General features: G+C 37.2%; 13 protein-coding genes. 1 reads left to right on the top strand and 12 read right to left on the bottom strand.

The window, feature by feature from the left end; translation table 11 throughout:
- Positions 1–67 precede the first annotated feature (67 nt).
- The 9 genes from dnaE to LS68_RS05545 form a co-directional block, all read right to left on the bottom strand.
- Complete coding sequence (gene dnaE, locus LS68_RS05585; protein ID WP_138091194.1) at positions 68–3,718, bottom strand: DNA polymerase III subunit alpha; 3,651 nt, start codon at positions 3,716–3,718, stop codon at positions 68–70.
- A gap of 84 nt (positions 3,719–3,802) precedes the next feature.
- Positions 3,803–4,099 (bottom strand): hypothetical protein, encoded by a 297-nt coding sequence (locus tag LS68_RS05580; protein WP_034372921.1) that lies wholly within the window; start codon positions 4,097–4,099, stop codon positions 3,803–3,805.
- Between the two features lie 30 nt (positions 4,100–4,129).
- Entirely contained in the window at positions 4,130–5,086 is a 957-nt protein-coding gene (rsmH, locus tag LS68_RS05575; protein ID WP_081950960.1) for a 16S rRNA (cytosine(1402)-N(4))-methyltransferase RsmH, read from the bottom strand.
- 12 nt (positions 5,087–5,098) lie between these two features.
- Positions 5,099–5,680: a hypothetical protein gene (locus LS68_RS05570; RefSeq protein ID WP_034372925.1), complete on the bottom strand. Its 582-nt coding sequence runs from the start codon at positions 5,678–5,680 to the stop codon at positions 5,099–5,101.
- Positions 5,673–6,221 (bottom strand): hypothetical protein, encoded by a 549-nt coding sequence (locus LS68_RS05565; RefSeq protein WP_034372927.1) that lies wholly within the window; start codon positions 6,219–6,221, stop codon positions 5,673–5,675. Before LS68_RS05565 ends, LS68_RS05570 begins: the two co-directional genes overlap by 8 nt.
- Positions 6,222–6,225: 4 nt before the next feature.
- Positions 6,226–7,248: a hypothetical protein gene (locus LS68_RS05560; RefSeq protein WP_034372929.1), complete on the bottom strand. Its 1,023-nt coding sequence runs from the start codon at positions 7,246–7,248 to the stop codon at positions 6,226–6,228.
- A gap of 71 nt (positions 7,249–7,319) precedes the next feature.
- Positions 7,320–7,964 carry a lysophospholipid acyltransferase family protein gene (locus tag LS68_RS05555; RefSeq protein WP_034372931.1) on the bottom strand — a complete coding sequence of 215 codons (645 nt, stop codon included), beginning with the start codon at positions 7,962–7,964 and terminating at the stop codon, positions 7,320–7,322.
- A complete protein-coding gene (miaB, locus tag LS68_RS05550) occupies positions 7,961–9,292 on the bottom strand; it encodes a tRNA (N6-isopentenyl adenosine(37)-C2)-methylthiotransferase MiaB (RefSeq protein ID WP_081950961.1) in 1,332 nt (443 codons plus the stop codon). The genes LS68_RS05555 and miaB overlap by 4 nt, the downstream gene beginning before the upstream one ends.
- A 49-nt stretch (positions 9,293–9,341) precedes the next feature.
- Complete coding sequence (locus LS68_RS05545) at positions 9,342–9,596, bottom strand: HP0268 family nuclease (RefSeq protein ID WP_034372937.1); 255 nt, start codon at positions 9,594–9,596, stop codon at positions 9,342–9,344.
- Positions 9,597–9,765: 169 nt separating this feature from the next.
- Between LS68_RS05545 and nusA the strand changes: the two genes are divergently transcribed.
- Entirely contained in the window at positions 9,766–10,887 is a 1,122-nt protein-coding gene (nusA, locus tag LS68_RS05540; RefSeq protein WP_034372940.1) for a transcription termination factor NusA, read from the top strand.
- Between the two features lie 16 nt (positions 10,888–10,903).
- Here the strand turns inward: nusA and LS68_RS05535 are convergent, their stop codons facing one another.
- Genes LS68_RS05535 through LS68_RS05525 form a run of 3 tightly spaced genes read right to left on the bottom strand, consistent with a single transcriptional unit; the run spans position 10,904 to position 14,728 of the window.
- Complete coding sequence (locus tag LS68_RS05535; protein WP_034372943.1) at positions 10,904–12,265, bottom strand: NFACT family protein; 1,362 nt, start codon at positions 12,263–12,265, stop codon at positions 10,904–10,906.
- A 25-nt stretch (positions 12,266–12,290) separates the two neighbouring features.
- Positions 12,291–13,844 (bottom strand): AAA family ATPase, encoded by a 1,554-nt coding sequence (locus LS68_RS05530; protein WP_034372946.1) that lies wholly within the window; start codon positions 13,842–13,844, stop codon positions 12,291–12,293.
- Positions 13,845–13,870: 26 nt separating this feature from the next.
- A complete protein-coding gene (locus tag LS68_RS05525; RefSeq protein ID WP_034372947.1) occupies positions 13,871–14,728 on the bottom strand; it encodes an NAD(+)/NADH kinase in 858 nt (285 codons plus the stop codon).
- Positions 14,729–14,740 lie beyond the last annotated feature (12 nt).

Below are 14,740 nucleotides of genomic sequence, written 5' to 3'. Positions count from 1 at the left end.
TATCTTTCATCAATTTTGAAACAGATTCTGTAGATTCTAACAAAAGTTAGTAAAACATTATCAAACTTTATTCTTGCCATTCAAGTTCTTTGAGGGCTTCTTTGATTTTTGAGCTGACTTTCACTCCGCTGACAAAAGTATAATTTTGAGACTTGATTCTCACATGCAATTCTCTTTCGCCCTTCATTTCTTCTGCCTTGACTTTGAGTTTTTCAAGTATGCCTTCTTGTAGATTATAAGGATCAAGCACCACACATAAAGGCGCACAAGTATCAATTTCTTTAGGACGCATATCAATAGGAATGATCGCGGATTCTTCTTCATTTTGAGGTTTGTATTTAGGCTTTACATTTTGTTTTGCTGCATCTTGCAAAGATAATACTTCCATAATGCGAAAATTGGCATTATCCTCACGTTCTTCGACTTTACATTTAAGTGCGATAGGCAAAGAATTATCCACCTCTTCTAGAATCTCTAAATGTTTTTCAAATACCATAAAATCTACTTTTCCGCCATAATCCAAAAATTCGATATTCCCAAAAGGCTTACCGCTTTTTTTGCTGATCTTGCGTTTAATATCCAAAACCTTCCCTACAAGCATACACATTGAGCCTATTTGGAGATTTTCAAGCTCAATTGTTTTCACAACGCCTTTGATTTTCTTGATTTCATCTTTAAAATCATCAAGTGGGTGTCCTGATATATAAATCCCCATACACTCGTATTCATAATCTAACAATGTTTTAATATCATACTCGCCTTTATCCTCAATCTGTATGCGGACATTTATCCCCACATCTTCACTGCTAAATAAGGAATTATTAATCAACTCTTGAGCTTTAATTTTTCCTCTTCCCTCTTCGCATAATTCATCAATATGCTCAAGCATACTTTTGCGTGAATAGCCGAGATTATCCAAAGCTCCTGACTTGATTAATGGCTCAAGTGTTCGTTTAGAAAGTTTGCTAAAATCTACGCGCGCGACAAAATCTTCAAGATTCTGATACGCCCCATTTTTTTCTCTCTCTTCTATAATGTTTTCAATAGGTAAATCTCCCATGCCCTTAATCGCACTCAATCCAAAAATGATTTTCTTTACGCCATTAAATTCTCCCACACCAAAATCGTTTTCAGAAATATTAACATGAGGCGGGACAATATCAATATGAAGAGCCTTCACTTCTTCAATATATTTTGCAATTGATTCTGTTTTGCTTGTCTCACTTGTAAGCATTGCTGCCATAAATTCGTATTTGTAATAAGTCTTCAAATAGGCAGTTTGATAAGTAACCATTGCATAAGCAGCGGAGTGTGATTTATTGAATCCATAACCTGCAAACTTGACAATAAGCTCCCATAAATCCTCTGCTTTGCTTCTGTCGTATCCTTGTTTTTGTGCGCCATCGGCAAATTCTTTTTTCAGTCGAATCATCTCATCAAGCTTTTTCTTTCCCATAGCACGGCGCACCAAATCCGCTCCACCAAGTGAAAATCCACCGATTGTTTGCACGATTTGCATCACTTGTTCTTGATAAACAATCACCCCATAAGTAGGCTTAAGGATAGATTCTAATATATCAAAAGGATAGACGATAGATTCTATACCATGCTTACGATTAATAAAGTCATCAAGCATACCTGATTCCATTGGACCGGGACGATAGAGGGCAAGCATCGCGATAATATCTTCAAAAGTCGTGGGCTTAAGCTTTTTACTAAGACTTTGCATACCGCTAGATTCAATTTGGAATAAACCCAAAGTATCGCCACTTTGAATCGTCTCATACACTTTAGAATCTTCCATATCCATAATACTAAAATTAATCTCTACCCCATATCTTCGCTTAATCAGCTTGATTGCATCATCAATCACGGTAAGCGTCTTTAATCCTAAAAAGTCAAATTTAATCAAATCTACAGGTTCTAGCCAACCCATTGAATATTGCGTTGCGACACCTTGCATCTTATCATTCGTATAAAGTGGCACTTTATTCCAAAGCTCTTCTTGAGAATCAATCACAATTGCTGCGGCGTGTGTTCCTGCATTGCGCTTCAATCCCTCAAGCAAAACAGCATAATCCCACACTTGTTTTGCAAGCGGACTTTTTTCTACCAATTCTTGGATTCTCGGTTCTTTTTCCCATGCACCATCTTTTTCTTTTCCATCTTTACCCTTATGCTTTATAAGCGTAATGCCAAGCTCGGCTGGAATGAGTTTAGCAAACGCATCGGCTTCATTATAAGGCATATCTAGCACGCGTGCGACATCACGAATCACACCTTTTGCCAACAAAGAACCAAAAGTAATCACTTGCGCGACATTATATTTACCATAAGTATTTGCGACATATTCTATCATTTCGCCTCGTCTGCGTTGGCAAAAATCCATATCAATATCAGGCATACTCACGCGTTCAGGATTCAAAAATCGTTCAAAAAGCAAATCGTATTTGAGAGGATCAATATCTGTAATATTCAACGCATAAGCGACCAAGCTACCCGCAGCAGAGCCACGACCCGGACCCACAGGAATACCCTCTTTTTTAGCAAAATTGACAAAATCCCAAACTATCAGCATATAACCCGGAAACTTCATTGAGATAATCACATCAATTTCACGCTTTAATCGTTGCTGGTAAAGACTATGTCGCTCTGGTGGGATATTTTCTAGCCGTTTTTTTAATCCCTCTGTGCATTTGTAGGTAAAATAAACACTATCATCAATCGCATCAAGCTCAATATTTAGAATCTGTGGGAGATTCTCATCTTTAGCATAAAGCTTGGTATTTTTAAAAGTCGGGGGTGTGGCAGGAGAATTTTTTAAAATAACCTCTCCGGTATGCTTGTTTTTAATCTCTATATTTTTCAATGCGAGATTAAGTTGGCATTTTTGTGCGATTTCTTGCGTATTTTCAAGCACTTCAGGAATATCTACAAAAAGTTTTTGCATTTGCTCGGGAGATTTGACATAAAATTCTTTCACAGAATGTTTTAGCCTATCTTTGCTATTAAGTGTTTTACCCATTGCGACACACATTGCGACTTCTTGTGCGCTCGCATCTTTTTGAAAGGTATAATGTGTATCATTGGTAGCAATCACCTTGATTCCAAGCTCTTTGCCAAGTCTTAGAATCTGCTCATCAATAAAAAGCTGGTCGGCGATGCCATGTCGCATAATCTCAAGATAAAAATCCTCTCCAAAAATATCTCGATATTCCATTGCGACTTCTTTAGCGACTTCATAGCCTTTCGCCCCAAATGCAATATTGCGAGGATTGTTCGTATTGAGTTGCCAATTAACCTCTCCTTGCAAACACGCCGACGAACATACTAAGCCCTCTCTTCGCTCACGCAAAAGCTTTTTATTAATACGCGGATAATAGTAAAAGCCATTGATATAAGCTTGTGAAGAAAGATACATCAGATTCTTATAGCCTGTCTCATTTTTTGCATAAAGACAGAGGTGAAAACGTTGTTTGGTTGATTTATCATTCAAATCATCACAATTATGCAAATAAGCCTCAATACCAATGATAGGATTTAGCCCTTCTTCTTTCATTGTTACATAAAAATCAAGCGCACCAAACATATTGCCATGATCAGTGATTGCCACAGATTGCATTCCTAACTCGCGGATACGACTTGCAAGAAGCTTAATTTTATTAGCCCCATCAAGAAGAGAATACTCGGTGTGCAAGTGCAAATGGGTAAAACTCATTGCTATTCCTTTATCTTTAGTGTGTCTTTAATATTATATCAAATACAAAATAATGAGAAATGTTCTTAATTAAATTTGGAAAAATTATTGGATTAAAAACTCATATCGCAAATCTTCTAGCTCGTGTTTTAGTCGTTTGTTTTCGTCCAAAAGCATATCGTATTGCGTTTGCAAACTAGAAATTTCTCTACTTTTATAATAAATCGTGCTAGAAAGGTAAATTTTTGGCACAGAAAAAAATAAAATTCCTGCCAAAATCCCTAAAGCTACCCATAAATTATGTGCATTTAAACCCGAATAAGTAGAGGATTCTTGAGCGTAAAGATCTTGCTTCTCTTCTTCACTTACACGATTATCGATAATATCTTGATATTCCTGCATAAAAATGCCTCACATTAATTTAATATAATTTTAATCATTCCTGTATTCAAATACCCTTAATTTCGCACTTCTAGCGCGTTTATTATGAGTGATTTCATCAGAATCTGGAACAATAGGCTTTTTAGTGAGGATATATCCTTTTTCGTGATGATTCCCACATTCACACTTGTAAGTCTCTTGTGGGCAAATACATGACTTACTCCATTGTTTAAAATTTTGCTTCACCAAACGATCCTCAAGTGAATGAAAAGAAATAATCCCCACACGCGCACCTCGCAAATATCCTTTATCATAAGTCTGTGATAAAGAATCTAAGAGCTTTTGCAGCTCACCCAATTCATCATTGACTTCAATACGCAATGCCTGAAAAACCAAAGTCGCTGGGTGCAAACCTTGACGCCTAAAATGTTGCTCGACAAAAGAACTTAAATCAAAACACGACTGGAAAGGTTCTCTTTTGCGTCTCTCTACAATCAATTGAGCAAGCTTTTTACTCTCCTTAAACTCTCCATAAGACCTGAAAAGATTCTCTAAAGCGTGAGAGGAATAAGTATTTACAATGTGCGCAGCAGTCAGATTCTGTTGGGTATCCATTCGCATATCAAGCAAAGGGCTATTAAAACTAAAACCTCTTGCAACCTCATCAAGCTGCATTGAGCTCACGCCAATATCAGCGATAATTCCCTTGATACGCGAACAAACTTGCGCGGATAAATGTGAAAAAATATGCGAAAAGGGTTGATGAAAAAGATGAATGCGATTGCGATAAGATTCTAAACGTTTTGATGCCAAAGATAAGGCATATTCATCTCTGTCAAAAGCATAAATATGAATATGAGGATAAGATTCTAAAAGGGCAAGACTATGCCCACCATAACCCAATGTGCAATCAACCACGATTGGATTTTCATTCAAATCAACAAAGTCAATAGAATCTATATACTTAAAAACTTCGACTATTTGCTTTTGAAGGACGGATTGGTGCATTATTTTCAAGCTTTAAGGCTTAAAACGATCAAATCGAAGCCCATTATCAAGGATAATTTGATGCTCTTGATAGAGAGAATTTTTCAGATTCAAAACCATTACAAAATAAATTTGCTTGCTTTTTTCATCAAACTCCATTTTTAGCGGCAAATCCACTCGCACGAAATAAGGCATTTTATTAGCAAACAAAATAAAATCCTGTATATCTTGTGTGCTTGGCGCGTATCCAACGACTTGATAATAAGTATCGGCAATTTGCTGCTCTGAAGAGGTAGAGAGTTTTTTGACCTCTACATGTGTAAAAAAATCTTGCAAATAAGTCTGAATCTTCTCTTCATCAGCCACATTATAAAGATTTGCAAGAAATGTGTATTTTTGCACTACAAGATTCTTTAATTCTGCTTCAATAGCTTGATAATCTTGATTGATACGGTTAAAGACAATTTTTGATTCCTTTGTGCGAAGGGCTTGTTTTTTATATTCTTCAACTTTGGGTAAAAGAAAAGTGGTCGTGCAAAAAACACAAACAATCACAAAAACTAAGAATAAAATCAAATTGCGAATAACAAAATCAGCATTAAAATCATTATTCATTGTTTTTGTCCTTATCTTGAGTATTGATAGGTTTAAGAATCGGATTAGCCTTACTCACCGAAACGAAATTAAACCAGCCGCTCATCAAAGGATAAAATTCTACCCGCGTTTCAGTAAAAATAGCTCTAAGTGGAGCTTCAAGGAGAAACTTATACACTTCTTTGGAAGGTGTCAAGCCTTTTATCACCAAACGATTGTAATTGAGCTCCATACTATTTGCAGTGATTTGATGAGGAATAAGTTTAAAGAGATTAGCCACAGCATCTTTAAGCATTTCATTTTGTGTTTGTATCGTCTCGCCCAATTTGATTTCATAATCCAATCGTTCGATATAGTCTTTCACGACAATCACTTTCAACTTGATACTTTCTACATTTTCTTCGACAGAGGTTTGTTCGTTGATTCTGTTAATAATCTGAATTTCAAGAATCTTCTCATACGCAAAAATAAACAATACAGCTAAAATAATATATCCTGTCCAAATTTTTGTAACGCGTTTGAATATAGATTTGGGCTTTGGACGTATAAAACTATAAGCCATTATTTTATCCTTGATTGTCTTTCATTTCAGCCTTAGCAAGCTCAATAAGTGCATCGGGGATAGACAAACTCCTTATCTCTATATCCAACATTAGATTCCCACGAATATGCTCAATGGCTTGCTCTGTGATACCATAAGTATCCAAAATAACGATTTTCTCGATGAAACGCGCACTATAAACTTCGTTGCTATAAAATTCACTGATAGAATGTTTCAGAATCTCCGTTGCGTTTGACGCACGAGCCAAATCCCTTAATTCTTCGAGATGCGAAATTTCTGCCTCTTGTGCTTTTTGAGAATCTATTTCTTCGGGCATAAACTCTTTGCGAATCAAATCCTCATCTAAATCTTCCAATTCACCGATTTCATTTAATTCATCAATCGAGCCAATCACGGTATCTAGGTCTTTCATTTCTTTCAACGAATGCACTTCCATCATCGTATTTTGATCTTCCCCGCTACTATCTAGTCCGCTCTCCATCATAAAAAATCCGCCAAAATAAACGCTCTGTTCATCTGCGACAAAAAGCGTAATACTTCCCCGCTCTTGCAAGACAAATAATTGCATTTCTTTTGTCAGAGTTTTTTTGACATTTTCATACACCAAAATAAAAGGCGAAAACAAATAATCCAGCCCCAAGGCACGAATAAACTTCACACGATTTTCATCAACGGCAAGCTGCTGAATATAAAAAAGCCAATTGTGAGGCATCTCAATGATTTTAGAAGTTTTTGCATTCACGCCAAATTTAAGCAAATCTGTTTTTTTGGAGCAATGCGCCAAACCTTGATTATAAGTTTTACTTATCGCACTCAAATAAGTGAAAGGATGTCTGCGTTTATAGCTTGCGATGAGTTTTGCTGCTTCTACAGGCAATTCTTTATCAACGATTTTAAATTCTTTTGTGAGGGAGCTTTTAATAGTCTTATTCTTCATCACGACAATTTTTAAGGCACATATCTTAGCGTCCAAATTCACACCGATAAGAACCGTTGAAAAAAATGGTCTGAGTAAAAATTTCAGCAAAACATATCCTTACAATGAAGTTTTATTATTCTAGCAAAACTTCGATAAAGTCTCATACAAGAAGCAAGCATTTAGTGTTCCTTTTCCATTTTTTGAAGCACTTGTTGCTTGGCTTCTTCTATGTCTGTATGAGAATCAATCATAAAACCATCGTCTGCATAAAAAGAAATCGTAGAAAAAGGCTTGGGAATCTTGAATTTATCCCAAGTGCTAAGTTCCCAATAGTGCGAACATTCTACTCGCATAGGGACGATGTGCTTTTGAGCTTTTTGACTCATCGCGACAACGCCATCGGCAATAGAATGATAAGGTCCTTTTGGTCCATCTGGCGTAATACCCATATCATAGCCTTCTTTGAGTAGTTTTATTGATTCAATCAAAACCCTTAATCCACCCTTAGAAGTTGAGCCACGAAGTGTTTGCAGTCCAAAATAACGATATAAATGCACCATTATCTCGCCGTCAAAATGTTGAGAAGAAATGATAAAAAATCCTTTATTGCGCTCTTTTGGCATACGCTTCACAAGTTGGCGATACAAAAAAGGAAGCATCAAAAACTCACCATGCCAAAAGCAGCCTACAAAATTGTGTTTTTCAATATCGGGGCTGATATAAAAACGATGTCTTGTGCAAAGATACAGAATCCACAAAGCGATATAAGCCAATGGGGGAACGATGCAAAGCAAAATTTTTCGTTTTTTTTCGCGTGAAATCATTTTTCCTCCTTATCGCAAGAATCTATAATCTCTCCAAACAAGCTCCCTCCGTCATTTTTTACTACTCTTACTTGACATATTGATCCTATGGGTGCTTTTTCTCCGATGATTCTGATCAGTTTATTAGTATCACTGCGCCCTTCACTCCAACACTCACCATCAGAATCTTTATGATTTTCAATCAACACGCTATGGAGATTCCCAATCTCTGCTTGAGCTTTTCGCGTCAGAATCTGTTTATGTGCATTCTGTAATCTCGCCAAACGCTCCTTAGCAACACGCGCATCAACCAACATAGATTTATCATATTCAAAGGCACGCGTGTGCGGACGAGGCGAATACACAAAGCTATAAAGCGTATCAAATTCAACGATTGAAAGCACTTCCATTGTGTCTTCAAAATCTTGATCACTTTCTGTGGGAAAACCCACAATAATATCCGTGCCAATCCCGACATCTGGCACAAGCGATTTAAGCTTAGCGATTCTGTCCAAATACCATTCTTTACTATAACCTCTTGCCATCATTTTAAGAATCCGCGTAGAGCCGCTTTGAAGAGGGATATGTATCGATTTGGAAATCTTTGGATTGCACGCGAACTCCTCAAGAAACTCATCGTCCATATGTAGCGGGTGCGGTGAAGTAAAACGGATTCTCTGCAGACCCTCAATCTTACTTATCTCACGCAATAACTGCGTGAAGTTTGTCTTGGGGTGAGTGTGCGAAAATCGCACGCCATAGTGATTGACATTTTGCCCTAAGAGCAAAAGCTCTTTTATGCCATTTGCCACAAGCTTTCTTGCCTCTTTGATTAACATATCTTGTGGGATTGAAATCTCTTTTCCGCGTGTAAAAGGGACGATGCAATAACTGCATTGCTTATCACAACCAATTGAGATATTTAACATTGCTTTGATACCCATTGTTTGCGGAGATTGAAACACATAAGTGCTGTCATCATAGTCAATATCAACTTCCACTGCCTTAGGACGCTCGATGACTTCGGTGATTTTAGACACATTGCGCGCACCAAGCACAAAATCTACGCTCGGTGCTTTTTTAATAATCTCACTTCCCAAATGACTTGCCGTGCAACCACAAATGCCGATTTTTGCACCTTGTTTTTTCTCTTTAGCAAATTGTCCGATTTCCGAAAAAAGCTTTTGTTCAGGCTTCTGTCGCACCGAACAAGTATTAATCAAAATCAAATCAGCCTCTTTGGCATTATCAGTCAAAGTATAGTGTTTTTTGTGTTGTAATTCAGCAATAATATGTGCAGAATCCCGTTCATTCATTGCACAACCTAGTGTTTGGATAAAAAGCTTCATTGGAGGATAATTTCTTAGATTCTCAATAAATTCACAATTTTAAAATAACCTAAATGATATGAAGCTCATAAATATAGCTGCTTTCATCAAGCCCATATCGCACTTCATTTAAATGCACACTGTGTTTTGCTTTCTCAAAAAATGTCTTAGCTTTTTGCATATCTTTATGCGTATTTTCCTTATCAAAATAAAAAATATGCTGACCCTCTTGAGCCTTATTCAAAATCTCTTCTAAAGTCATTTTCGTATGCGATGCTTTGGATTTAGCGTTATTTAAACTTTGTTTGGCAAGTTTTAGTTCCATTTATTGTCCTTTGATGGCAAATTTAAGGCTTTAAGCTTATCATTATAGCCAAAATGTGCTAATTTTTAAAACTTTAAGCAATTTTTTATTATAATAACACTCTTCTTAATCAACTGCCCTCCCTAGTAAGGCGACCCCAAACGATTCGAAAGATGTAAAAAGGAATATCATGGAAAAGATTTTAGATATTATTGAGCTGATTGCTTATGAAAAAGGTTTAGATTCACAAGTTGTTTTCAATATTGTAAAAGAGGGTATTATCAAGATTGCTCGAGAAGAAATCAATCCACATTATGATTATTTTATCGAACAAGATTCTAAAGAACGCACACTTAAACTTTATCATCGTATCAAAGTATGTGCTGATGGTGAAGAAATCGAAGAAGGTAAAAGCATATCACTCTCTCAAGCCAAACAAATTGGCGAAGTGAGCGTAGGCGATGAAATCGATCGTGAAATCAGTCTTGACTCAATGAGTCGAGGAGCAATCAATAAACTCTTTTTGAATCTCGAATACAACCTGCAAAGGTCAATCGAAACACAAATTTTAGAAAATTTCCGCGCACAAATAGGAAAAATCGTTAATGGACAAGTCGTGAGTATTGATGCAGAAGGCAATACTTTTATTGAGATTGAAAGTATCCGTGCTATTTTGCCACAAAAAAGCCGCATTAAAGGTGAGAGTTTTAAAGTCGGTGATACCGTGCGAGCGATACTTAAGTATGTCAATATCAATCGTGGAGGGCTTTATGTCGAACTATCACGCACAACTCCAAAATTTCTTGAAGAGCTCCTTGCTATGGAAGTGCCGGAGATTAAAGATGGTGAGGTAATCATTCATAAATGCGCGAGAATCCCCGGAGATAGAGCCAAAGTAGCGGTGTATTCAACAAGCGAGAGAATCGATCCTATCGGCTGCTGTGTCGGCGTAAAAGGTGTGCGGATTAATGCGGTGAGCAAAGAGCTTCATAATGAAAATATTGATTGTGTGCAGTATCACTCTACACCCGAAATTTTTATTGCAAAATCCCTCACTCCTGCGCATATTGCAAGCATAAAAATTCAAGATACAGAAAGTGAGCGAGCAAAAGCAATCGTGCAAATCAAACCCGACCAAAAAAGCAAAGCTATAGGCAAAAATGGCGTCAATGTGCGCCTTGCAAGTATGCTGTGCGGATACGAGATTGAGCTACACGAATTGCAATCCGCATCAACAGAACAACCCTCCACAGACGAAGCATCGACAGAGAAAAAGGGTATTGACGCTTTGGAATCATTATTTAAATCTTAATCCGAAAAACCTTTATTCACACACGATAATGCAAGCTTTGATGCTTAGAATACACGACATTGGCATTTTGTGAGACTTTCACAAAGCGTCTTTGTGTGTAATCCACCACAAAATCACCCCCTCCTTTTTTACTCGCATAAAGTTTTGTGAGTATTTCACCGCATTTTTGCACAATAGAATCTTTGAGTTTTCTTTTACCGCAATGAATGATTAAATGCGCACTTGGCACATCACGGATATGCAGCCACATATCATCAGCTTTTGCAGATTCTAAAAGCCTTTGATTATCTCTAGCATTTTTACCGATTGAGACCTTAAAACCCTCGATAAAAAAACATTCACACGAAGTCTGATGAGACGAAGAATCACGCACTTTAGAATCTTTACGAGAAGAATAAGAAGAAAAAATCTCCAAATCATCGAGATTCTCTACATTTTGCACACATACGATTTGTGCTTCTAAAAAATCAATTTTATTTTGGAGATTCTCCCTTTGGATAAAAAGACTTTGTGCCTTTTTGTGAAACTTTTTACTTTGAGCGAAAAACAGATTCCCAGCCTCTTTTAAATCCCTTGCTTGAGAAGGAAGAGCAATCTCTATGGGCTGATTGTCAAAATCTTTTAATACCAATGTCGGGCTTGTGATTTTTGTCGTTGGCAATAAATACAGCGAAGCAAACAGCACTTTTCCCCATTGGGCTAAAAGAGAAGATTGATTAATAAAATATTCTTCAGAGGGTAGAGAATCTCGCTTTTGCTTCAATGCGTTGCATTTAGATTGCAGACTTCTAAGGACATTTTCGCGCTTAAGCTGCATATTTTTAGTAGCATATAAATGGTAATGCTCTAAAAGAATTGAGGGAATCTCACAAGAGCTAGGGATAGATTCTTGAGGCTTTAAATGTGTGGGTTGTGGCAAGGGTAAAAGAATCTTACCCACTTTCACTTCACGCGAACTTTTCATTTCGCTAATATGTCGCAATGCCTCTATCACGCAAGTTTTTTCATCAAGCAAAATCGCATTGGTATGTTTGCCTGTGCATTCAAGGACAAGCTTAAAGTGCATCTGCTTATAACTCTCCATACGCACACAGCTAAAAATCAGAATCCGATTATTGCCATCAACATTCACTTCTTGGATTTGTGCGTTTGTGCAATATTGAGCAAGTTTTAAATCAAAGGGAGCTTGGAAAATATGTGTGCTTAGAATCTCACCCTCGCACATAAAAATATCACTCTGCCCTTTTGTCAAATCAAAATAGATTCTGTGTTTGTCAAATTCGCCCACAAAAAGATTGCTTTTGATGCGCTTAAAATAGGAGAGTTTCTTAAAGTCTCGCAAATACGATGCGATGCCTTTGAGCAAAGAGAGATTCATTATCTAAAATCTCGCCGAATCTCACTCACGATTCAATGCCATTTTGGGCTAAATATCCCTTTGCAAATTCCAATGCTTGGGGGGTAACATTTGCTCCACTGATAATCCGCGCAATTTCTTGAACTCGCCCTTGATAATCAAGCTTGATAATCTTGCTTTTTTCGCCATTTTTTTGCACCAAATAATGCCAATCCGCTAAAGAAGGCATATGGGTTTGATGAGAAATCGCAAAAATTTGATAGCTTTGCGAAAGGCGTTTGAGAATCTTCGCCACCCCTTCACTCTCTTCTCCGCTAAGATTCGCATCAATCTCATCAAGCACAAGGATACCTTTTTTATCGCTTAATTCCGCCTCAATACACATAATCGCTAATCGCAAACGATTATATTCTCCTGATGAAAGCACTTCAATGCCACTTTGTCCGAGTGTGATTTGGCATTCACTCTCACCTTGCTCATTCATCGCCCTTTTGTTGATAAGCGTTTGAGAAGGATTTAGCCTTAGCTCCAAAGCAAAAGCATTCAATTTTTCATTAAATGCTTCTCTGCATTGCTCACGATTTTGATGCAAAATATTTGCATTTTCTTGACATTTTTGCGAAAGCGTAGCGATTTGCTTCTGGAGATTTTGCTTATCAAAGGTCAGATTCTCATAATCTTGAAGTTTTTGCTTTTGTTCTTTGACATATTCTAAAGCTTCTTTGATACCACCAAATCGCCGATTAAGCTCCGCGAGGGAAGAAAGCTTGTTTAGAATCTCTTCGGGATTAACCTCATCTAAATCATTTAAAGTCTCTTCTTCACGCTCAAGCAATGCTTCAAACTCGACTAACCCCTCCGCAAGTGAAGGGCATTGTTTATCTACAAGATTTAAAAAGTTCTCAAAAATGGGTGTCATCTCAAGGGCTTGATGAACTTGTCCTATCATTTCTTTGATTTTTTCTTGCTTGGAGAGCATTTTTTTTAATTCAAGTAAATGTTCGTATTCTCCCTCTTTGGGATTGATTGCCTCAATTTTTTGAATCTCAAAAGTCGCAAATTCTTTAAGTTGGGCGATGTTTTGTTCTTGAGATTCTAAAGTCGCAAGATTCTCTTTAATTTCTTCAAGTGTGCGAAAATCTCCTCTAAAAGTTTCCAAAAGTGTGCGATGTGAGGGGATTTTTGTGCAAACAAAATCATCAAAAATCTGAAGTAAATTTCTGGGTTTTAGCTCCTCTGCACCCTTGATACTAATATGTCTTGCAAAACCCGAAACAATCTCATTGAGCTTCTTTTTGGAGCTTGAAGTGTGGTTGATAAAATAACGCGTTTTGTCTTTCTTTAAGATACTCAAAACAATCTCATCATCTTCTTGAGGAATCCCATATTCAGCCCAATCAATATCAATAGATTCTAAATCAATATTTGCCTCAATTAAATCTGCATTGCTTTCTTTGATACCAAAAATCGCTAATAAAGATTCCATAAAGACAGATTTTCCGCTTCCGCTTGCTCCACTAAAAACATTAAAACCATTTTGCATATACAGCTCAATATCTTCAAAAGCCGGAGAGCGATGCACCAAGATTCTTTTAATCATTGACTACCTTTAAAAATAAGAAAAATTTATGCTTCCCCCCACTTAAATTTTTCTCTCAAAACGCTAAAAAAATCTCGTGTAGGAGGATAGATTAGCAAAGCACTTTGTGATAATGCACGAATACAGATTTTATCTGTCGGTATTATATCAATATTTTCTTGTCCATCAATCACCAATTTTGCCTGTTCTTTCACATGAAATTCTAGCACAAACTCATCACTAAGCACTAATGGGCGTTGTGTGAGAGAATGAGGCGCAATAGGTGTCAGCAAAATATTGCGACAATAAGGATAGATTACCGAACCTCCCGCGCTAATATTGTATGCGGTAGAGCCTGTGGGTGTGCCGATAATCAAACCATCGCAAGTATAAGTATTAAAAGGGACATTGTCGATTTTGGCATAAATATCTACCATTCCACACAATTCGTGCTTTGAAATCAAAAATTCATTCAGTGCAATCAATGTTCTTTGTCTTCCTTTTGCGCTATGAATGACTGCTTCCAAGACAAGATGCTGCTTCACATCATAAGTGCCATTACACAAACAAGGGATAAAAGATTCAATATCTTGAGGCATAAGAGCAGTTAAGAATCCCAACCGACCGGTGTTAATGCCCATACAAGGTAATTGATACTCAAAAGCTCGTCTCACCATTGAAATCAATGTGCCATCACCGCCCAAAGACACAAGCGCATCGCATTCTTTTGCCATTGTCTTAAAATCTGTCCCCAAAAGCCCAATCATTCCTCCGCTAATACTATCGAGCAAAACTTCGATGCGATGTTTAGCAAAAGATTCTCGTGTCTGTAAAAAAACATCTTTGAGGCTGGGGGTAGAAGGGCGTAAGATAATACCGACTTTTCGGATAGGAGTATTTTTCATCGTTTTTTATTG

This window comes from Helicobacter sp. MIT 05-5293, assembly GCF_000765665.2.
GTDB lineage: Bacteria > Campylobacterota > Campylobacteria > Campylobacterales > Helicobacteraceae > Helicobacter_C.
This window is presented reverse-complemented; position numbering and strand designations above follow the sequence as displayed.

Bases quoted from the DNA above. Each gene is read 5' to 3' on its own strand.
- LS68_RS05565 (WP_034372927.1), bottom strand. From the start codon at position 6,221: ATGGCTTATAGTTTTATACGTCCAAAGCCCAAATCTATATTCAAACGC.
- miaB (WP_081950961.1), bottom strand. From the start codon at position 9,292: ATGAAGCTTTTTATCCAAACACTAGGTTGTGCAATGAATGAACGGGAT.
- rsmH (WP_081950960.1), bottom strand. From the start codon at position 5,086: ATGCACCAATCCGTCCTTCAAAAGCAAATAGTCGAAGTTTTTAAGTAT.
- LS68_RS05530 (WP_034372946.1), bottom strand. From the start codon at position 13,844: ATGATTAAAAGAATCTTGGTGCATCGCTCTCCGGCTTTTGAAGATATT.
- LS68_RS05545 (WP_034372937.1), bottom strand. From the start codon at position 9,596: ATGGAACTAAAACTTGCCAAACAAAGTTTAAATAACGCTAAATCCAAA.
- LS68_RS05535 (WP_034372943.1), bottom strand. From the start codon at position 12,265: ATGAATCTCTCTTTGCTCAAAGGCATCGCATCGTATTTGCGAGACTTT.
- dnaE (WP_138091194.1), bottom strand. From the start codon at position 3,718: ATGAGTTTTACCCATTTGCACTTGCACACCGAGTATTCTCTTCTTGAT.
- LS68_RS05525 (WP_034372947.1), bottom strand. From the start codon at position 14,728: ATGAAAAATACTCCTATCCGAAAAGTCGGTATTATCTTACGCCCTTCT.
- LS68_RS05570 (WP_034372925.1), bottom strand. From the start codon at position 5,680: ATGAATAATGATTTTAATGCTGATTTTGTTATTCGCAATTTGATTTTA.
- LS68_RS05555 (WP_034372931.1), bottom strand. From the start codon at position 7,964: ATGATTTCACGCGAAAAAAAACGAAAAATTTTGCTTTGCATCGTTCCC.
- nusA (WP_034372940.1), top strand. From the start codon at position 9,766: ATGGAAAAGATTTTAGATATTATTGAGCTGATTGCTTATGAAAAAGGT.
- LS68_RS05580 (WP_034372921.1), bottom strand. From the start codon at position 4,099: ATGCAGGAATATCAAGATATTATCGATAATCGTGTAAGTGAAGAAGAG.